18 protein-coding genes are annotated in these 19,958 nt (G+C 33.6%); 13 read left to right on the top strand and 5 right to left on the bottom strand.

The window, feature by feature from the left end; genetic code table 11:
- Nucleotides 1–542: 542 nt before the first annotated feature.
- The 10 genes from hpt to BC952_RS14160 all read left to right on the top strand — a co-directional run bounded on the left by hpt (nucleotide 543) and on the right by BC952_RS14160 (nucleotide 9,083).
- Complete coding sequence (gene hpt, locus BC952_RS15105) at nucleotides 543–1,073, top strand: hypoxanthine phosphoribosyltransferase (RefSeq protein WP_121366243.1); 531 nt, start codon at nucleotides 543–545, stop codon at nucleotides 1,071–1,073.
- Between the two features lie 12 nt (nucleotides 1,074–1,085).
- Nucleotides 1,086–1,658 carry an adenylate kinase gene (locus BC952_RS15100; protein ID WP_121366242.1) on the top strand — a complete coding sequence of 191 codons (573 nt, stop codon included), beginning with the start codon at nucleotides 1,086–1,088 and terminating at the stop codon, nucleotides 1,656–1,658.
- Between the two features lie 218 nt (nucleotides 1,659–1,876).
- Complete coding sequence (locus tag BC952_RS14195; protein ID WP_121366241.1) at nucleotides 1,877–3,151, top strand: hemolysin family protein; 1,275 nt, start codon at nucleotides 1,877–1,879, stop codon at nucleotides 3,149–3,151.
- 65 nt (nucleotides 3,152–3,216) lie between these two features.
- Entirely contained in the window at nucleotides 3,217–4,218 is a 1,002-nt protein-coding gene (gene obgE / locus BC952_RS14190; RefSeq protein ID WP_121366240.1) for a GTPase ObgE, read from the top strand.
- Between the two features lie 127 nt (nucleotides 4,219–4,345).
- Nucleotides 4,346–5,044: a tetratricopeptide repeat protein gene (locus BC952_RS14185; protein ID WP_121366239.1), complete on the top strand. Its 699-nt coding sequence runs from the start codon at nucleotides 4,346–4,348 to the stop codon at nucleotides 5,042–5,044.
- Between the two features lie 43 nt (nucleotides 5,045–5,087).
- Entirely contained in the window at nucleotides 5,088–6,443 is a 1,356-nt protein-coding gene (locus BC952_RS14180) for a UDP-N-acetylmuramate--L-alanine ligase (RefSeq protein ID WP_121366238.1), read from the top strand.
- 7 nt (nucleotides 6,444–6,450) lie between these two features.
- Nucleotides 6,451–6,909, top strand: coding sequence for a GNAT family N-acetyltransferase (locus tag BC952_RS14175; protein ID WP_121366237.1), 459 nt, complete (start codon nucleotides 6,451–6,453; stop codon nucleotides 6,907–6,909).
- A 12-nt stretch (nucleotides 6,910–6,921) separates the two neighbouring features.
- Nucleotides 6,922–7,617, top strand: coding sequence for a RadC family protein (gene radC, locus BC952_RS14170; RefSeq protein WP_121366236.1), 696 nt, complete (start codon nucleotides 6,922–6,924; stop codon nucleotides 7,615–7,617).
- Nucleotides 7,618–7,626: 9 nt separating this feature from the next.
- The gene (locus BC952_RS14165) at nucleotides 7,627–8,316 is read left to right on the top strand and encodes a YjjG family noncanonical pyrimidine nucleotidase (RefSeq protein ID WP_121366235.1); all 690 of its coding nucleotides are present in this window, start codon (nucleotides 7,627–7,629) and stop codon (nucleotides 8,314–8,316) included.
- A gap of 2 nt (nucleotides 8,317–8,318) precedes the next feature.
- Nucleotides 8,319–9,083, top strand: coding sequence for a hypothetical protein (locus tag BC952_RS14160; RefSeq protein ID WP_121366234.1), 765 nt, complete (start codon nucleotides 8,319–8,321; stop codon nucleotides 9,081–9,083).
- A gap of 74 nt (nucleotides 9,084–9,157) precedes the next feature.
- Here BC952_RS14160 and BC952_RS14155 read toward each other — a convergent pair whose 3' ends face one another.
- Nucleotides 9,158–10,435, bottom strand: coding sequence for a replication-associated recombination protein A (locus BC952_RS14155; protein ID WP_121366233.1), 1,278 nt, complete (start codon nucleotides 10,433–10,435; stop codon nucleotides 9,158–9,160).
- Nucleotides 10,436–10,672: 237 nt separating this feature from the next.
- Between BC952_RS14155 and BC952_RS14150 the strand changes: the two genes are divergently transcribed.
- Entirely contained in the window at nucleotides 10,673–11,461 is a 789-nt protein-coding gene (locus BC952_RS14150) for a rhomboid family intramembrane serine protease (RefSeq protein WP_121366232.1), read from the top strand.
- Between the two features lie 58 nt (nucleotides 11,462–11,519).
- On the opposite strand, the gene rlmB is transcribed toward BC952_RS14150, so the two are convergent.
- The 4 genes from rlmB to BC952_RS14130 all read right to left on the bottom strand — a co-directional run bounded on the left by rlmB (nucleotide 11,520) and on the right by BC952_RS14130 (nucleotide 18,833).
- Nucleotides 11,520–12,254, bottom strand: a complete 735-nt coding sequence (gene rlmB / locus BC952_RS14145; protein ID WP_073210350.1) for a 23S rRNA (guanosine(2251)-2'-O)-methyltransferase RlmB — start codon at nucleotides 12,252–12,254, stop codon at nucleotides 11,520–11,522.
- A 138-nt stretch (nucleotides 12,255–12,392) separates the two neighbouring features.
- On the bottom strand, nucleotides 12,393–13,844 hold the full coding sequence (locus BC952_RS14140) for a SusD/RagB family nutrient-binding outer membrane lipoprotein (protein ID WP_167445801.1): 1,452 nt from the start codon (nucleotides 13,842–13,844) through the stop codon (nucleotides 12,393–12,395).
- A 102-nt stretch (nucleotides 13,845–13,946) separates the two neighbouring features.
- Complete coding sequence (locus tag BC952_RS14135) at nucleotides 13,947–17,042, bottom strand: SusC/RagA family TonB-linked outer membrane protein (protein WP_121366230.1); 3,096 nt, start codon at nucleotides 17,040–17,042, stop codon at nucleotides 13,947–13,949.
- A gap of 84 nt (nucleotides 17,043–17,126) precedes the next feature.
- Nucleotides 17,127–18,833: a BamA/TamA family outer membrane protein gene (locus BC952_RS14130; RefSeq protein ID WP_244200159.1), complete on the bottom strand. Its 1,707-nt coding sequence runs from the start codon at nucleotides 18,831–18,833 to the stop codon at nucleotides 17,127–17,129.
- A 180-nt stretch (nucleotides 18,834–19,013) separates the two neighbouring features.
- Here BC952_RS14130 and rpsL point away from each other — a divergent pair, with 180 nt between their 5' ends.
- The gene (gene rpsL / locus BC952_RS14125) at nucleotides 19,014–19,397 is read left to right on the top strand and encodes a 30S ribosomal protein S12 (protein ID WP_007136570.1); all 384 of its coding nucleotides are present in this window, start codon (nucleotides 19,014–19,016) and stop codon (nucleotides 19,395–19,397) included.
- Nucleotides 19,398–19,471: 74 nt separating this feature from the next.
- Entirely contained in the window at nucleotides 19,472–19,948 is a 477-nt protein-coding gene (gene rpsG, locus BC952_RS14120) for a 30S ribosomal protein S7 (protein WP_035668130.1), read from the top strand.
- The last annotated feature ends 10 nt before the right edge of the window (nucleotides 19,949–19,958 follow it).

Genomic DNA, 19,958 nt, shown 5'->3' with positions numbered 1-19,958 from the left:
AAACAAAACGAGTCTTATTTAAGCTATAATCCAACATCAAGTACTGACAGAAAAGCTAACGGATTGTATAGTACTGACAAAGAAGCGACTATCAAGCCCGTTGCATTCGGTTTAACAGTAGGATTGAATTTTTAATAAATTTCGTTATAGTTTAAGATTAAGATGCTATAGTAGACTAAGCAGTAAAAAAAAAACACAAATGAACTAAGAGGTTTTTGCTCTGATTTCAAAAGTATTTTAATTTAAAAATAATCAAAGGCTTTCTTTTTTATAAAGGCAGCCTTTTTTTGTTTTCTGATGATTCAAGTCGACAATAAAGAAAAAGTAAAACAGTTGGCTTAATATTTTTGAATTTCCTCTAAGTCCTTTACTGTTGAAAATGCTATTTTATTTTTTCGGAATTTATAGTACAAGATTTGTTGTTCTAATTCATTTTTGAGTCGTTTTTTGTAGATTTCACTTAATAACAGAAAATAATTCCCATTTATCAATTCACAAATCCGAATTCTGTATCTTTGCGCATTATTTTAAACAAGAGAATAATGATACAACTTCACGATAAACAATTTGTTCCGTTCATTTCTGCCAAAGAAATAGAATTTGCCTTGACAAAAATGGTTGCCCAGATAGAAGATGATTTTGCTGATGAAACTCCAGTATTTGTTGGTGTTTTGAACGGTGCTTTTATGGTGGTTTCTGATTTTATGAAGCTTTACAAAAAACCGTGTGAAGTGTCTTTCATCAAAATGGCTTCCTACGAAGGAACCTCTTCAACAAACCAAGTGAAACAATTGATAGGACTAAACCAGGATTTAACAGGACGCACTGTCGTTATAATTGAAGATATTGTGGATACCGGGAACACATTGGTTGAACTGAAACAGTTATTTAAGCAACAAAATGTAAAACATTTTAAAATTGCAACACTTTTTTTCAAACCGGAAGCGTATACAAAAGATATCAAAATAGATTATATTGGAATTAGAATTCCAAATAAATTTATCGTTGGTTATGGATTAGACTACAATGGATTAGGGAGAAATTTACCCGAAGTATATAAACTAAAAGAATAACTACACAACAACATGACTAACATTGTTTTATTTGGAAAACCAGGAGCTGGTAAAGGAACTCAAGCGGAGTTTTTGAAAGAAAAATACAAATTAACGCATATTTCCACCGGTGACGTATTTCGTTTTAATCTAAAAAACGATACAGACCTTGGCAAACAAGCAAGAGTATACATGGATGCCGGCGATTTAGTGCCGGATGAATTGACTACAAAAATGCTGATTGATGAGGTAAATAAGCACCCAGATACAAACGGGATTTTGTTTGACGGATATCCAAGAACAATCTCGCAAGCCGAAGCTTTAGACGCATTTCTTACTTCAATTGGTTCAAATGTTGCTGCAACAATTGCGCTCGAAGCCGATGATGAGATTTTAGTGCAACGGTTGTTAGAAAGAGGAAAAACAAGTGGTAGAATTGATGATCAAGATGAAGAAAAAATCAGAAATCGCTACCAAGAATATAATGAGAAAACTGCGCCTTTGATGAATTATTACGAGGAGCAAGGAAAATTTTTCGCCGTAAATGGAATTGGTTCCATTGCAGAAATTACCGAAAGAGTAAGTAACGTTATTGATAATTTATAGGAGCTATTCCAGCTGTACGTTACAAGTCCTCGATAAAAAAAACATTTTTCTAAGTCATAAAAGGAGCTTCCTTTGGTCGCTCTTTTATAACAAGAAAAATAGTTTTTTTTACCTCCGAGCTTTTCACTTCCATCTGGGCTACAATATTACGCATACAAAAAACCGATTTCAAAAAATTAGAAATCACATTTTAAGATATAAACGAATCAATTAAGAAATTGGAAATAGTAATAATATTTTTTCTTATACTGTTAAATGGGGTTTTCTCGATGTCGGAAATCGCATTGATTTCAGCACGAAAAAATAGACTAGAAACCGCAGCGAAAAAAGGAAATAAAAGTGCTAAAATCGCTTTAGATTTGGCAAATTCTCCCAATAAGTTTTTATCAACCGTGCAAATAGGAATCACCTTGATAGGAATTCTTACCGGTATTTATAGTGGAGACAAAATAACTAAAGATGTTGAAACTTTTATAAAAGGATTTGAAGCTTTGGTACCTTACGCGCATCCTGTTGCCGTAGGTGTAGTCGTTGTTACTTTGACTTTTTTCTCTCTTGTTTTAGGGGAATTATTACCAAAAAGAATTGGACTAAACCATCCGGAAGCAATCGCAAAAGCAGTAGCTCTTCCCATGAAAATAGTTTCAATTGTTACTGCGCCATTTATTTGGTTGTTAACGCATTCAACTGATTTTTTACTGGATATTTTACAGATAAAACCCACCGCTGACGGAAAAGTTACCGAAGAGGAAATAAAGGCAATTATCAAAGAAGGAACTGAAGGTGGTGAAGTTCAGGAAATAGAACAAGATATTGTGGAGCGCGTTTTCCATATTGGAGACAGAAAAATAAATTCATTGATGACACACAGGAAGTCAGTGGTTTTTTTACCTTTGCATTCTGATAAAGAACAAGTTAGGGAGTTTATGCTCAAGGAATTGCATTCTATTTATCCGGTTTATGGAGAGAATTACGATGATATTGTTGGGGTTGTAAACCTGAAAAATATTTTTGCTCATTTTGAAAATGAAAACTTCAATTTGTCGGCTATCATGACCGAAGCTCCTTTCATGATGGAGCAAACTACTGCTTATATCGCTTTAGAGAATTTTAAAAAATCAGGGATACATTATGCTTTTGTATCGGATGAATATGGTGTTTTTCAAGGGGTAATAACGCTGAATGATATTCTGGAAGCACTTGTTGGTGATGCTTCCGATTTTTATAAAGATGATTTTCAGTTAATAGAAAGAGAAGATGGAACTTGGCTGGTTGACGGACATTATTCATTACATGATTTCTTGACCTACTTTGAATTAGATGAACTAATTAATGATTATGAAGTAACAACAGTAAGCGGATTAATAATGACTGAACTCTCTCATATTCCAAAACAAGGGGAAAAATTAGTTTGGCAGAAATTTGAGCTAGAAGTTATCGATATGGATGGCGTGAAGATTGATAAAGTGATGGTGAAGGCGATTAAATTATAAAAATAGATGTAAGTTGGAGGTTTGAATGTATTCAAGCTGAAATCTGAAATCTGAAATTAAAAAAAATGACAGAAGGGAATTTTGTAGATTACGTTAAAATATATGTTTCATCTGGTAAAGGTGGAAAAGGATCTACGCACTTGCACAGAGAAAAATTTATTGAAAAAGGCGGGCCTGACGGTGGTGATGGCGGTCGTGGGGGGCATGTATATTTAGTGGGTAATAAAGGTCTTTGGACATTATTTCACTTAAAATTTGCCCGACATATCAAAGCTGGTAATGGTGGAGATGGTAGTGGTGACAGAAGTACAGGTGCTGATGGTGATGATAAATTTATCGAAGTGCCATTAGGAACTGTTGTAAAAGATAAAGAAACAGGAGAAATCTTGTTCGAAATCACTGATGATGGTGAAAGACAAATACTTTCTCGCGGTGGAAAAGGTGGTTTAGGAAACTGGCATTTTAGAAGTTCTACTAACCAAACTCCAAGATACTCACAACCTGGATTACCGGGAGCTGAGATGGATGTGATTTTAGAATTGAAAGTACTAGCTGATGTAGGTTTGGTAGGTTTTCCTAATGCTGGGAAATCGACATTGTTGTCTGTATTGACTTCAGCTAAGCCAAAAATTGCCGATTATCCTTTTACAACCTTAAAACCAAATCTTGGAATTGTAGCTTACAGAGATTTTCAATCTTTTGTAATTGCTGATATTCCTGGAATTATTGAAGGTGCTGCCGAAGGAAAAGGTCTTGGACATTATTTCTTGCGTCACATTGAACGTAATTCGACTTTGTTATTCCTAGTTCCAGTGGATACTCCGGATATCAAAGCAGAATACGATATTTTGGTAAATGAATTGACAAAATACAACCCTGAAATGCTAGATAAAGAGCGGTTGTTGGTGATTTCTAAATGCGATATGCTGGATGATGAGTTAAAAGCAGAATTGAAAACCGAATTAGATGTTGCTTTCAAGGATGTTCCTTATATGTTTATTTCTTCTGTTGCTCAACAGGGTTTAACAGAGTTGAAAGATAAATTATGGAAAATGTTGAATGACTAATTCTTGATTTTAAATACATAATCAAAAACCGTCTCGTATGCTATATGAGACGGTTTTTTTGTAAAAAATAGTTAAACCTTTCACATACTTGGAGAGTTGCAATTATAAATTTCCCTATTTTTGATAAATGAAATATATTATTTATTTATTTGTATTTATACCGGTTATGATGTGGGGTCAGTCTGATTTTGAAAAAGCAGAAAAGCTGTATAAGGCGGATAAAATGGATCAAGCTGAATTGGTCTTTGAATCTGTTTTAAGGTCCAATCCATCGGATTTAAAAACTATTGAGTATCTTGGAGATATTGCCGGTCATGATAAATCTTGGGATAAAGCAATTGGGTATTATAAAAAACTAAAACTGCTAAAACCTTCCGTGGCTAATTATCACTATAAATATGGTGGTGCTTTAGGCATGAAGGCCAAAGATTCAAACAAGTTTAAAGCCCTTGGAATGATTGATGAAGTGAAAGCTTCCTTTGAAAAAGCCATCAGTCTGAATCCAAAACATATTGAGTCGCGTTGGGCATTGATAGAATTATACATTCAGTTGCCTGGAATTGTTGGTGGAAGCGAATCTAAAGCTATAAAGTATTCCAACGAATTATTGCGACTATCTCCCGTTGACGGTTATTTGTCAAGAGGACATATTGACGAATATTTTAAAAGATATGCAGCTGCAGAACAACAATATAAAAAAGCAATTCTTGTAGGAGGTTCCAAAACAAGTTATCAAAAGTTAGCCAGCTTGTACAAGAACAAAATGCGGGATCCTGAAAAGGCAAAAACAGTATTAGAAACGTATAATAAAAAAAATCAGGACTGATTATAATTTTTCCTGAATCCAAAATCCATAAACCAAAATTAGAATGCGTACACATTTTATAGCCATCGGCGGAAGCGCGATGCACAATCTGGCTTTAGCACTGCACAACAAAGGGTATCAAGTTACGGGAAGTGATGATGCGATTTTTGAACCATCAAAATCAAGATTAGACAAAAAGGGGATTTTACCGCCATTATTAGGTTGGTTTCCTGAAAAAATAACTCAAGATATCGAAGCTGTTATTCTTGGTATGCACGCCAAAGCAGATAATCCTGAATTATTAAAAGCGCAGGAATTAGGACTGAAAATATATTCTTATCCGGAATTTCTTTACGAACAATCCAAAAATAAAACACGTGTTGTTATAGGCGGTTCTCATGGAAAAACAACGATAACTTCAATGATTTTACATGTTATGCATTACCATGATATAGCGGTAGATTACATGGTTGGTGCTCAATTGGAAGGCTTTGATACAATGGTGCATCTCACAGAGGAGAATGATTTTATCGTTTTGGAAGGAGATGAATATTTGTCTTCGCCAATTGACTGCAGACCTAAATTTCATTTATACCAACCGAATATTGCTCTAATTTCAGGAATTGCTTGGGATCATATTAATGTTTTTCCAACATATGAAAATTATGTAGAACAGTTCGAAATTTTTATTGGCAAAATTACGAATGGTGGAATTCTCGTTTACAATGAAGATGATGCTGAAGTAAAACGTGTTTCAGAAGCCGCGACAAACCCAATTCGAAAATTAGCGTATCATACTCCAAAATATTCTGTAAATGACGGTGTAACGCTTCTGGAAACTCCAGAAGGTGACATGCCAATTGAAGTTTTTGGAGCGCATAATCTTAATAATTTGGCTGGAGCCAAATGGATTTGCCAAAACATGGGAGTTGATGAAGCTGATTTTTATGAAGCCATTGCCAGTTTTAAAGGCGCATCAAAACGATTGGAAAAAATTGCCGAAAGCAAAACGAAAGTGGCGTATAAAGATTTTGCTCATTCACCAAGCAAAGTGGCTGCCACTACTAAAGCGGTTAAAGAACAATATCCAAACCGAACTTTAGTGGCTTGTTTAGAATTGCATACGTACAGCAGTTTGAATGCTGAGTTTTTAAAAGAATACGAAGGCGCACTGGAATATGCTGATAAAGCGGTTGTTTTTTATTCGCCTGATGCGGTAAAAATTAAACAGCTGGAGGAAGTGACTTACGACCAAATAGCAAATGCTTTTAATAGAAAAGATTTAATTATTTATACAAATTCAAAAGATTTCAAAGACTATTTGTTCAACTTGAATCTTGAAAACTCTGCTTTGCTGCTGATGAGTTCCGGTAATTACGGCGGATTAAACTTTGATGAAGTAAAGGAATTGGTAAAGTAAAATTGGTATGAAAGACAAAGTAAGGATTGTTAAAACTACCAGTGAAAACCCAGATTTTGTAAATTTAATCAAAGCATTAGATGAAAGTTTATGGGAGCGTTATCCGGAATTAAAATCTGATTATTGGGGGAATAATATTTTGGAATTAAATCCAAATGTCGTTATTCTTTATTTAGAAGAAAAAGCTGTTGCTTGTGGTTGTTTCAAAAAATACGACAAAAATACAATTGAAATAAAACGTATGTTTGTTTCACCTGAAGTTCGAGGAATGGGTTTAGCACAAACAATTTTACGTAAATTAGAAGGTTGGGCAGATGATTTAGGATATTCGTTTTCTGTTTTGGAAACTTTATATAAACAAAAAGAAGCGATTGCTTTATATCAGAAAACAGGATATGACATAGTTGATAATTACGAGCCTTATGTAGGTTTAGAAAATAGTATTTGCATGCGAAAACCAATTTAAACAACAAAATGAATGGCTGAAAATTCCTTTTTTCCTATAACGAATTGGTCCGAAGACGATAAGCCACGTGAAAAACTAATGCTCAAAGGCAAAAGTGTTTTGAGTGATGCGGAATTAATTGCCATTTTGATTGGTTCAGGAAGTAGGAGTGAATCAGCTGTGGATTTGAGCAAACGGATTTTAGCTAGTGTTGATAATAATTTGAATGCATTAGGAAAATTATCATTGTCTCAGCTTATACAATTCAAGGGTATAGGGGAGGCGAAAGCGATTTCGATTATTGCCGCTTTAGAATTAGGTAGACGCCGCAGAGGAGAAGAAGCAGTCGAATTAAAGAAAATAACTTCGAGTAAAATTATTTTCGAAATTATGCAGCCTATTATTGGTGAATTGCCTCATGAGGAATTTTGGATTATTTACATGAATAATTCGAATAAAGTAATTTCGAAATCGCAGTTGAGTAAAGGTGGAATCACCGGAACATTGGTTGATGTGCGAATTGTTTTTAAAACGGCACTCGAAATAGGAGCAACAGCGTTGATATTGTGTCACAATCATCCTTCGGGAACTTTGGTTCCGAGCGATGCCGATAAACAGATTACAAAAAAATTAAAATTGGCAGGTGATAGTCTAGAAATAAAAGTGTTGGATCATCTCATTGTGACCGAAACCAGTTATTTCAGCTTTGCGGATGAAGGAATATTTTAAAAATATAAAATGAAACAAACACATATAAAGGATGTTTTCTTTGATTTAGATCATACGCTTTGGGATTTTGACAAAAATTCAGAGCTGACTTTTGAGACTATTTTCAATAGAAATCATCCATTAGTAATAACTAAAGATTTTATTGAGAAATATGTTCCAATAAATCAAGAATGTTGGAAATTATATCAATATGATAAAATTACTCATGAAGAATTGCGTTACAATAGACTCAAGTATTCTTTTGATGCCATAAATCACCCAGTTTCTGATGGGGAAATTGATGCAATTGCAAATGATTATATCAGATTTTTACCAGAGAATAATCATCTTTTTGATGGAACAATCGAACTTTTGGATTATCTGAAGCCTAAATATAATTTGCATATTATAACTAATGGTTTTGCGGACGTTCAATATAAAAAAATAAATAATTCAAAAATAGGTTCTTATTTTCAGACTATTACTAATTCAGAAATGGCTGGAGTAAAAAAACCAAACCCTATTATTTTTGATTATGCTTTAGATTTGGCGAAAGCCAAAAAAGAGAACAGTATTATGATAGGAGATAGCTTAGATGCAGATGTTCAAGGTGCTCTTGATGCTGGATTAGACGCTATTTTTTTTAATGAAAGTAAAATATATGTTGAGCAGCATATCAAACAAATTAATCATTTATTACAACTAAAAAAATATTTATAAAGATGAAAAAGCAATTTTTAGTATTGTTAGTACTGGTCATTAATTATTCCTATTCTCAATCTGTGAATGATTACAAAGCTGTTATTGTTCCTTTACAATTTGATTTTCTCAAAACTGAAAATCAATATCGTTTGAATACATTAACTAAGTTCAATCTAAAGAAAGCTGGTTTTGAAGCATTTTATAGTAATGAGGCTATTCCAAATGACTATAGTGACCGATGTAGTTTGCTCTATATTGACGTGTTAAGAGAAAATGGCTTTTTGAGCTCTAAATTGTTTTTAACGCTCAAGGATTGTTATGGTAAAATAATCTATCAATCCGTTGTTGGAAAAAGTAAAGAAAAGTCGTATCAAGTTGCTTATACCGAGGCGTTGAATGAAGCTTTTCAGTCTCTTTTTGCGTTGAAATATAAATACAACGGTAGTACAACTACAAAGGTTCAGTCTGAAATACATACAGAAGTTGTTAAGCCAATGCCAGCACCTATTACTACCTCTAAGAATGTTGTAAGTGAGCCTGTTGTTGTCAAAACTGTTGTTACGGATTCTTATTTGTTGTATGCACAGCCAACTGCTTCGGGTTTTCAATTAATTGACAGCACGCCAAAAGTGGTTATGAAAGTGTTTAAAACTACTAATCAGTCTTGTTATATTGCAGTTAAGAATGGCTATCAAGGTGTTTTGTTGCTTAAAGAAAATCAGTGGTATTTTGAGTATTATCAAAACGATAACTTAATGTCTGAAAAAGTAGCTGTTAAGTTTTAGTCTTCAAGAATCTGTTGCTGAAAATAGTTTCATAAAAAAAAGTCTTGATTTCTCATGACTTTTTTTTATAAAATTTAATAGCCATATTTATCTTTCCAGCGGTTTTTAAGAAATTCTCGGATACTGTTTTCTCTGGAATTGTTTCCGGGTACATAGATTGGGGTTTTGCTTAAAGCTTGTGGTAAAAACTCTTGTTCTGCAAAATTGTTGTTGTAATCGTGCGAATATTTATATTCTTCACCATAACCTAATTCTTTCATTAATTTTGTTGGGGCATTGCGTAAGTGAATAGGAACAGGCAAATCTCCGGTTTGTTTTACAAGTTGTTGAGCTGTTCCGATGGCTAAATAAGAAGCGTTACTTTTAGGGGAAGTTGCGAGATAAACAGCGCATTGGCTCAATATAATTCTACTTTCAGGATATCCAATTGTAGCAACCGCCTGAAAAGTATTATTAGCCATAATAAAAGCAGTTGGATTGGCATTTCCTATATCTTCACTGCTTAAAATCAGCATTCTTCGGGCAATAAATTTTACATCTTCACCACCTTCAATCATTCGGGCAAGCCAATAAACAGCACCATTAGGATCACTTCCTCTGATTGATTTTATAAAAGCAGAAACAATGTCATAATGTTGCTCGCCGGTTTTGTCATACAAAACAGTATTTTGTTGCACTATGGAGAAAACCCTATCATTTGTGATTAAAATTTCGTCTTCATTAGACGCATTTACCACAAGTTCAAAAATATTTAATAGTTTGCGTCCATCACCACCGGAAAGTCTCAGTAGCGCTTCTGTTTCGCTTAAAACAATATTCTTTGTGGACAAATAAGCGTCCGTTTTCATCGCACGTTCTAGTAGAGACTCTAAATCTTTTTTGGTAAAAGCATTTAAAACATACACTTGACAACGGGAAAGTAATGCAGGAATTACTTCAAAACTTGGGTTTTCTGTAGTGGCGCCAATAAGTGTAATCCAACCTTTCTCTACTGCTGCTAACAGGGAATCTTGTTGTGATTTGCTGAAACGATGAATCTCATCGATGAATAAAATAGGATTTTTAGCAGTAAACAAACCACCACTTTGTTTTGCTTTTTCAATCACATCACGAATATCTTTAACACCTGAATTGATAGCACTCAAGATATAGAATGGTCTTTTTGATTCTTGTGCAATAATTTGTGCCAAAGTAGTTTTACCAGTTCCCGGTGGTCCCCAGAAAATTAAGGATGGAATAATTCCTTTTGCAATTTGTTGGGTCAATGAACCATTTGGTCCAACCAAATGGGATTGACTTATGTAGTCTTCTAATATTTGTGGTCGTATTCGTTCTGCAAGTGGTGCTTCCATAGTGTAAAATTACTATTTTTTTTAATCTGAGCTCATTTGCGATTGTCAAATTTATTTTTCTGGAACTATTTCAAACTATACACTGTATCCACGCCAAAAATCGTGGGATGCCGTTTCCATCTGGGCTAAGGAATCTTACTAAAAATGCAGTTGCAGTTTAAATATGACAAAATAGCACTAAATTGCTTTTGGAGAAGTTTTTGAACTATAACAAGAGCATAAAACTTTATAAGATTAATGGAAAAGCATTTTAAATTTACCAATTCAGTTATTGGACTGCCTCTTTTTTTTGTTGTATTGTTGTGGTTTGTTTTTTGGCTCGAAATCCGATTCGATTTTGATTTTGTGCAAAACGGTATTTATCCAAGGACTTTTTCAGGTTTACAAGGAGTTTTTCTTAGTCCGTTTATTCATGCTGATATGGAACACCTTTATAATAATTCGATTCCATTGCTGATTTTATTGGCAGCGCTACAATTTTTTTATGCGGATCAATCGATAAAAGTTATTGGATACGGAATCTTAATATCGGGATTTATTACTTGGATTATAGGCAGAGATAATTATCACATAGGGGCGAGCGGATTAATTTATGTTCTCTTTAGTTTTGTTTTTTTTAAAGGTATACAAACGAAATACAATCGATTGGTAGCGTTGTCGCTTGCCGTAATTGTTGTTTACGGAGGTTTGGTTTGGTATGTTTTTCCCATTCCGGAGATAACAGGAAATAAATCTATTTCTTGGGAAGGTCATTTGGGAGGATTACTGACAGGATTTTTTCTTTCGTTGCTTTATAAAACTCCAGAGTATAAAAAGGTAATAAAGTATGATTGGGAACACCCAGATTTTGATGCTGCGGAAGATAAATTTATGCAGCGTTTTGATACAGATGGAAATTTCGTAAATCTTCCTGTAATTGAAGAAGATTTAAATAGGGAGGAGTTACCAAGTTATTTTACTTCTAGTTTTCCGGTTAAATATGAGATTGCCATCAACAAAAAAAATGAGTCAAAACCAGAATTTTGACTCATTTTTTATTTATTTGTCTAAGCTTCGTTCCCTTTGGGAATGACAGGATATATTACTAACTTCTCTGTCTTACGGCCTCGTATAAGAATGCGCCACAAGCAACTGATACGTTTAAAGATCCAATTGTCCCAAACATAGGTAGTTTTGCTTTTTCATCTACAATTTTAAGCACAGATGGATTTACTCCACGATCTTCTGATCCCATAATAATTGCTACAGGTTCATTTAAATTGATGTCATAAATATTTTGATCTGTTTTTTCAGTCGCTGCTACGGTTTTGATTCCGCTTGCTTGCAAAAGAAAAATAGCGTCTTTTATATGTTCCACTTTACAAATTGGAATATTAAAAACGGCTCCAGCAGATGTTTTTACAGTATCTCCGTTTACTGGTGCTGAACCTGCTTTTTGAACAATGATACCATTTACACCGGTACATTCAGCGGTTCTGATGATAGCGCCAAAATTACGCGCATCAGATATTTGATCTAATATTAGAAATAATGGTTTTTTGCCATTTTCGATTACTGACTCTATCAAAGATTCTAAGTCAAAAAAGGAAATAGGAGAGATAGTAGCTACTGCACCTTGATGATTATTAGGGGTCAATCTATTTAACTTTTCAACAGGAACATAAGAAAAGTTAATATTACCTCGCTTCATCACTTTCATCAAGTCTTTCATCAGTTCGCTGCTCGCTTCCTTTTGAATATAGACTTTGTCTACAGTTGCACCCGCTTGTATTGCTTCAATTATAGCTCTAATCCCAAATATTTGATGTTCTTTTTCCATCGTGCAAAGATATAAAAAAAATCTATCCTACTAAATGGTAACGTTTTTATTAATTTTTAAAAAATAATTATTTTTTAGTTTAGTTACAAAAAAAGGCTGTCTTTTCGGACAGCCTTTTGAAATATAAATTATTCTGATTTACGGTACATACCAGAATGGACCTTGTGTTGTAACTTGAGCTGATGTCAAAATAGGCACATTACCTGAATTTGCATTATACTCAGACAAAGGGTAAATCAATCTCTTTGGTCTTGTAGGTTGTAAGTTGAATCCATTAATCGACCCAGGAATTACTGGAAATCCAGTTCTTGTGTAATTAATATAATTTTCAACTCCATGAATACCACTTAAGGCAATCCACTTTTGTGTTAAAATTACACGGATTTTATCAGTTGATGCTGCCCATCCAAAATTTGGAACAGATTCTATTTGTGTAGTATAGGTTCCTATAGTTGCTCCTAAATATGTAAATGAAGCTTGAACACCTTCATTAAATAATGTTTGAGCTGTACCGGTTAAGAAACCTCTTTCAACAGCTTCTGCTTGAAGAAATTTACTTTCTGAAAGTAGCATTATTACTCCAGATTTAGCTGATCCTGCAGCTGTTCTCTCTGCTGTATTAGCTCCAACATAGTTTGTTAAACCTAATCCAAATCTTGAAGTAGGATTGGTGCTGTTGTTTTGTCCAGGAACTGGTTTCTGACCTTGGTCAGTACCTACTACTTTTCCACCTATTAGAGTCCAAAGTCTGGATCTTCTTGGATCAATAACACCAGCTGTTGGTCCACCTGCTTCACCGTTCAATACATCAGCAAAATGCTTTGAAGATGTAAACAAAGTATTTGTTGTATTTGTTGTAGAACCTGCAGCATCTCTAACAAAAGAGCCAAAGAAAGGATTTTGCTTGTCGTTGTTTGATGAAGAGTAACCTGGATTTATTAAAACGTCACTAGTCACAAAATTATTTAAAGATTGTAATTCAGCATATTTAGTGTTTAAATATGTAACTGTAGCCGCATCTGTAAGTTTACTTTGTCTTAGCAAAATTCTTAATTCGATTGTGTTTGCTAATTGCAACCACTTACTCATATTTCCACTAAATACAACGTCAGTTGCTACTCCTTCTGCAGTTGCAGATGGATTTTGAATAAGAGCACGCGCTTCTTCCAATTCTTTGATTAACTCTTTGTAAATCACTGCGTCATCTGTGTAAGCTGGCGTAAGATTTTGCTGTCCTTTGAAAGCTTCAAAATATGGGGAATCACCATATAAATCTACAATGTATTGCATGTAGTGTGCTTTCATAATTTTAGAAATAGCAATGAAATTTCCTTGATTTTCTAAAGGAGTATCTATTATCTTTTGAAAGTTACCTACACTTCTGTACAATCCATCCCATACTGCTGCGTAAGTATTGTTGTCAAAATTGTATGAATACTCAACTTGCAGAGGGTTAGTAAATTGATATATATTACCACCCCATGCATTTGTCATAATGCTACCTAATCTATTCATGTTGATAGCTTGGGTTCTAAATGCTTGTGCTTGAGCACCTGGTAATATAAGTCTAGGAGGTAGTGATGATTCCAATGGACTATTTACATTAGTGTTATCAGCTAAGTAGTCACTACAAGATGTCAGTGATACTGCTGCTACTGCGAGTATTAAAAATATTTTTTTCATATCTTTTAATTAAAAAGTTAAATTCATGCTTCCGCCAAAAGTTCTTGTATTTGGATATTGTCCAGTACCTGAATATCCTTGTCCATTACCATTGTTTGCTGTACTGTCAGAAGCTTCTGGGTCTGTATAACCTTTATTGCTTTTTGCCAATACAGTGAATGGATTTCTAGCATTAATACCAAATCTAAGAGAAGTTAATCCAAATTTTTCAATAGTTGAAGTTGGTAGTGAATAACTTAAAGCTAGTTCTCTTACTTTGAAAGCAGTAGCATTAATTACATTGTGCTCTCCAGCTCTACTCAACGTTCCGTAATAGTCAATGATACCATTTGGACCGTGACCTGCTGCAGAATAAACTGAAGTGTTTGGAGTGTATATTCCAGATCCTGGAGCTGTTTCAACAACTGAGTTTGGTAAAATGAAACCAACTTCTCTATCGAAAGCTGCAGACTCTTCTAAACGTCCTGGCCATGTTAAATCGTATTTAGTTCCAGAAATTATTTGGTGACCAGTTCTGTAATCCATTACTGCTGTCAATGTAAGTCCTTTATATGTAAAAGAGTTAGATAATCCTAAAATGTAATCCGGTGTTGCTTTACCTAAAATTGAGTTTGAAGAAGATCTTGTAGGAAGACCAAATTGATTTACAATTATGTTACCATTATCGTCTCTTAAAAACGTAGTACCTTTAATTAAAGGAAATTCTTCTCCTACTTGAGCAAAAATTCCAGTTCCTGTTGCTACATCTGATAAAAGATTGATTTCATTTGCTCCTGCAGCAAGTGAGTTAATAACTGACTTATTCGTCGCGTAACTAGCTCTTAAGTTCCATGTAAAATCTTTAGTCTTAATTGGTATTAAACCTAAATCAATTTCAAGACCTTTAGTTGTCATATCCCCAATGTTAGATTGTGATGTTGCTAAACCAGAAGCAGAAGAGGCAGTAGCTGCTGTAATTAAATCTTTTGTATCTGATATATAAGCAGATCCATCGATGGTAATTCTATTATTGAAAAGTCCAATATTTAAGTTGACTTCTTTTGTTGTTACAAATTCCGGTTTGATATTTTTATCAGTTGGTCTTTGATTGATGATATATGATCCTAATTGACCATAAGGAAATCCTGTAGGGAATACACCAATTTCTGATGTAGCATAAGGTTGAATAGATGATGAGTTACCAACCTTTACAATGTTTGCAGATAGCTTTAAGTAACTTAAAGTTTCACTTTTTAGACCGTCAAATGCTAAAGTAGGAATGAAAGATACCCCTGCACTAGGGTAGAAAAAATTATTATTCTCTTTTGATAAAACGGAAGTCCAATCGTTTCTTCCTGTTAAGTTTAAGAATAAATAGTTTTTATATCCTAAATCAACGTTTGCAAGAACTGATGCGCGATTTGATTTTTGAGATCTATTATCTAAAGTTGATGGATTAGCAGGGCTTAAAACATTGTTAATGTGGTACCAACCTGGAATGTCTAGATTTTGTCCCCCTTGAGAAGTAATTCTAAAGTTGCGATCTTGCATGTTGCTACCAACGTTTGCTTTTAAACTTAGATCGTCAGTTAAGTCATAGTCAAAATTAACTAATAAATCACCATAATAGGTTCTTAAAGATGATTGACTTGCAAAGTATTCAGAAGTTTGATTTCTGTTTGCACCAGCACCAGCTAAAGCTGCAGTTTCTCTGTATTCATTAATGTGTGATTGCGCTGCTCTATTGGTAAATTGTAAATTACCAGTATAAGTAACGTTTATATTTTTATTAATGTCGTATTTTAATGCAGCGATTGTGTTGATAAAAGTTCTGGTTGCATCATTGCGATTATTATCTACTGTCCAGTATGGATTTTTGAAATAAATCGTATAATTTCCTTCATTACCTGAATTTTTGAATAAATTTAAGTCAACATTACCTGGAGTTTGAATTAAATCATCAAGTAAATCTGGAGATGTTTCACTTGATTTTTGGTAAGAATAATTTACATTACCGTCAATACTAAGTTTCCCAATTTTTTTTCCAGCTTTAAACAAAAAGCTATTTCTTTCTAGTACATCTCCATTTACTACAAATTCAGTTTTCACCTTATTTGCTGAAAGAAGAGCATAAGAATCTTCACTACCAGCATTAATAGAAAAACCATTTTGATATGTAGTCCCTGTTTGGTAAAAAGCCTCTACGTTATCTTTAATGAATGAGTATGGTTGTTCAAATTCAATACCGTCAGCTTGAGGCAGTCCTGTAGGTCTTAATACACCGTCATAAGGAAGTCCCCAAGATCCATTTTCTTCTGGGTAGTGAACACCGTCCCATCCTTGGCCATACTTTTGTTGAGTTTTTGGCATAAAGGATACGGTTTCAAAATCAATTGCAGAATTTACATTTACAGTAATTTTACCTTTTTCTTTGCCTTTTACTGTAGTAACTATTATTACACCATTAACTCCTTGTTCGCCATAAAGTGCAGCACCTTGCATTCCTTTTATAACGTTTACATTTTCTATTAATTCTGGTGGTAATTGTTGTAAAGCTGCTGATGTTGAGATTGAGTTATCAATTACAACTAAAGCTTCATTGTTTCCTGTAATGGATCTAGAACCTCTAAGTACAATTCTATTAGTTGCATTTACCCCATTGCTGCTTTTATTAATTTGTAGCCCTGATACCTTTCCTACTAATGACTGAACAACGTTAGGGTTGGCTGCCTGTGTAAGTTCTTTAGTTGCCACTACTTGTGTAGAAGATGTTAAAGCATTTTTACTTCTTTTAATACCTAATGCTCCTACAACTACTCCTTCCAATTCAATTGAATCATCTAGTAATCTCGCATTAATTGTTGATTGACTTGCTAAAACTTCTTGGGTTTTCATCCCAATGTAGCTAAAAACCAATACTTGATTTGGTGATGATTTGATAGAGTATTTCCCGTCAAAATCAGTTTGTGTTCCAGTTTTAGTTCCTTTTACTAATACACTCACGCCTGGTAAAGGCAATCCTGTATTGTCAGAAACAATTCCTGTAACAACTCTTTCTTGCGCGAAGGTAAGTTGCGCAATAAGTACTACGAGTAGTACTAAGATTCCATTGAACTTTAGTTTCATTTTTAATTATTTTGAATTAGTCTCGCAAACTTCTTAATAATTTGTTAACTTTCCTAATATATAAATCGATAATTTATGTTAATGTTAGAATTTAACATTATAACTTATGTGGATAATTGTGTTATAAATTTCAAATGGTTGTTTTTTGGCGTGGCCATTTGCTAGGGCTAATTTCAATAATCCATTTTTTGTTTGTAATCCCATTCCTAATCCTATTCCTGCTATGTTTTGTGTGTTGTCTGTTTTTTCTGTTCCCGATTTGTTTTTGTAAAAGCTATAATCCAGAATGGAATGTATATATAGGTTTGGTGTGAATGTGTACCGGTATTCTGTAAGAATTGATGTTGTTAGATATGCTTGTAGGCTATTTTCTGAAAAACCCCGTACGCTATTGAATCCTCCAAAACGAAATAATTCATTAGTAATATAGCGGTTGCTTTGTAAATAGTAATTTTGACTTTTTAGATTTATTGAATTCTTTTTATTAAAATAAATAGTGTGCATTGTTTGGATGTTTGCGAGAAGTTGGTTGTTGTTTGAACTTTCAGATAGGGTATTGATTTCTCTTTTACCTACTCCGATTGACATAAATAATTTTGACTTTATTGGAAAGGTTAAATTGTTTGTTTCTAATTTTGTGTATTCAAAGCTTGTTGTTATAAAAGAATTATTGAAATCACTAATGGAATTGCTGTTCAAGTTTTGAATGTCGCTGGATTCCGTTCCTTGGTAGCCTAGATATAAGCGAGTATTGTGATTTATGTAATAACTTAGGTCGATTGCGGTTTTTATGTTTTGAAAAGTTGTGTCTTGTCTGAAAACTTGAATCTGTGCTTTCAGTCCTATTGGAGTTTTAAGTAAGTACGGTAATTCTAGACTTGCTTTGAAAGTCTTTTGATCGTTACCGTCACTTTTCCAGTGTAGTGATAGTTCTTCGCCTGAAGCTAAAATGTTTTCCAGTTTAATGTCGAGGTATCCATTTAAAATTATTTTTTTGGTGTCATTATTGGCAAAGCCTATAAAGCCGTCAAAAGTATTTGAATTTTTCTTTTCTAGATAGACGTAAACTTTTGTAGAATCTTTTGTAAATAAAATTTCAGGATATTTTACTTGATTTACAAAGCCGAATTTTTTGAAATCTTGGTGTATTTGTTCTGCAGTTTTTTGATTGAAAATGGTATTTCGGTATTTTTTGTTAATTTGTGTTAAATATCCTTTTGGAAATTTCCTTGATTGGGTGTTTTCTGAGTGTCGAATTATAATTGAATTGAGTTTTCTTTTTAGGTCAGATTCTAATTTTAAATCTGCGTAAAGTGAATTTCTGTCTTTTTTGATATTTATTAGTTTTAGCTTGGCTAACGCATATCCATTTTGCTCTAATTTCTTTACGGTTTCTTTTAGGAAAAAATCCACATCTGTGTAGGGTAGTTCTATTGTATTGTTTTTTTTATTTAAAAGAATTAAACTGTTTAATAATTCATCGCTACCTATATTTATATTAATAAATTTTATTTTTTTTCCTAAATCAAATTTTGCTATAAAACTTGAATCTATTGCTGCATTAAAATCAGCTGTAGCGTTATCAATGTATCCTAATTGTGATAGTCTTTTTGATGTTTCGTTTATTTCGTCTTTGATTGATTTTATGTTTTTGTGTTTTGAATTGTATTTTAAAGAATCGATTGTTCTTGTTTCTGCTTCAGATTTTCCAAGTATTTGTAATTGAAAATTTTGTGCGCTTGAATTCCATCCAAAAATCAAAAATAAAAGAAAAAGAAGTAAAGTTTTCAAATGAATAGTTGTTTAAATAAAAGTAACGCAAATATCTAATGTTTGGGATAAAAATCAAATGATAAAATAATCTTATTGAAAATTAATAGATTAACGTTTGTAGAGTAAAAAATATTTTCTACATTTGCAACCCCGTAAAAAGCGGGAATTTAATATAATAAGAAATTTTTAGTATTAATTATGCCAACAATTCAACAATTAGTAAGAACAGGAAGAACTCAGATAACTAAGAAGAGTAAATCGGTTGCTTTAGATTCTTGTCCTCAAAGAAGAGGGGTTTGTACGCGTGTTTACACTACAACACCAAAAAAACCAAACTCTGCAATGCGTAAAGTAGCGCGTGTACGTTTGACAAATGGTAATGAAGTGAATGCTTACATCCCTGGTGAAGGACACAATTTACAAGAGCACTCGATAGTATTAGTTAGGGGTGGAAGGGTAAAAGATTTACCAGGAGTTAGATATCACATCGTTCGTGGTGCGCTTGATACGTCAGGAGTAGCAGGAAGAACGCAAAGAAGATCTAAGTATGGAGCTAAACGCCCAAAAGAAGCAAAAAAGTAATTTAAAAAGTTATTTCTTGTAGAGATGTGATTCGTTACAGCTGTGTAGGTATGACATTTTATTAAAAAAAAGACATGAGAAAAAGAGCGGCAAAGAAAAGACCACTTTTACCAGATCCAAGGTTTAATGACCAACTGGTAACACGTTTTGTGAACAACTTAATGTGGGATGGAAAAAAATCGACAGCGTTTAAAGTATTTTATGATGCAATTGACATCATTGAGTCTAAAAAACAAGATGCAGAGAAACCATCATTGGAAATTTGGAAAGATGCATTAACCAATGTTATGCCTCACGTAGAAGTACGTAGTCGTAGAGTAGGTGGAGCTACATTTCAAATTCCAATGCAAATTCGTCCAGATAGAAAAATTTCTATGGCGATGAAATGGTTGATTCTTTATTCAAGAAGAAGAAACGAAAAATCTATGGCTCAAAGGTTAGCTTCAGAATGTTTAGCTGCGGCTAAAGAAGAAGGTGCTGCTGTTAAGAAAAGAATGGATACTCACAAAATGGCAGAAGCTAATAAAGCTTTCTCTCACTTTAGATTTTAATTCATAAGAA

This window comes from Flavobacterium limicola, from assembly GCF_003634755.1.
GTDB lineage: Bacteria > Bacteroidota > Bacteroidia > Flavobacteriales > Flavobacteriaceae > Flavobacterium > Flavobacterium limicola.
Note: the sequence above shows the minus strand (reverse complement) of the source record. Positions and strands in the feature narration are given on the sequence as shown.

Bases quoted from the DNA above. Each gene is read 5' to 3' on its own strand.
- rpsL (WP_007136570.1), top strand. From the start codon at position 19,014: ATGCCAACAATTCAACAATTAGTAAGAACAGGAAGAACTCAGATAACT.
- BC952_RS14180 (WP_121366238.1), top strand. From the start codon at position 5,088: ATGCGTACACATTTTATAGCCATCGGCGGAAGCGCGATGCACAATCTG.
- BC952_RS14150 (WP_121366232.1), top strand. From the start codon at position 10,673: ATGGAAAAGCATTTTAAATTTACCAATTCAGTTATTGGACTGCCTCTT.
- BC952_RS14165 (WP_121366235.1), top strand. From the start codon at position 7,627: ATGAAACAAACACATATAAAGGATGTTTTCTTTGATTTAGATCATACG.
- BC952_RS14185 (WP_121366239.1), top strand. From the start codon at position 4,346: ATGAAATATATTATTTATTTATTTGTATTTATACCGGTTATGATGTGG.
- hpt (WP_121366243.1), top strand. From the start codon at position 543: ATGATACAACTTCACGATAAACAATTTGTTCCGTTCATTTCTGCCAAA.
- obgE (WP_121366240.1), top strand. From the start codon at position 3,217: ATGACAGAAGGGAATTTTGTAGATTACGTTAAAATATATGTTTCATCT.
- BC952_RS14160 (WP_121366234.1), top strand. From the start codon at position 8,319: ATGAAAAAGCAATTTTTAGTATTGTTAGTACTGGTCATTAATTATTCC.
- rpsG (WP_035668130.1), top strand. From the start codon at position 19,472: ATGAGAAAAAGAGCGGCAAAGAAAAGACCACTTTTACCAGATCCAAGG.
- BC952_RS15100 (WP_121366242.1), top strand. From the start codon at position 1,086: ATGACTAACATTGTTTTATTTGGAAAACCAGGAGCTGGTAAAGGAACT.
- BC952_RS14175 (WP_121366237.1), top strand. From the start codon at position 6,451: ATGAAAGACAAAGTAAGGATTGTTAAAACTACCAGTGAAAACCCAGAT.
- radC (WP_121366236.1), top strand. From the start codon at position 6,922: ATGGCTGAAAATTCCTTTTTTCCTATAACGAATTGGTCCGAAGACGAT.
- rlmB (WP_073210350.1), bottom strand. From the start codon at position 12,254: ATGGAAAAAGAACATCAAATATTTGGGATTAGAGCTATAATTGAAGCA.
- BC952_RS14155 (WP_121366233.1), bottom strand. From the start codon at position 10,435: ATGGAAGCACCACTTGCAGAACGAATACGACCACAAATATTAGAAGAC.
- BC952_RS14135 (WP_121366230.1), bottom strand. From the start codon at position 17,042: ATGAAACTAAAGTTCAATGGAATCTTAGTACTACTCGTAGTACTTATT.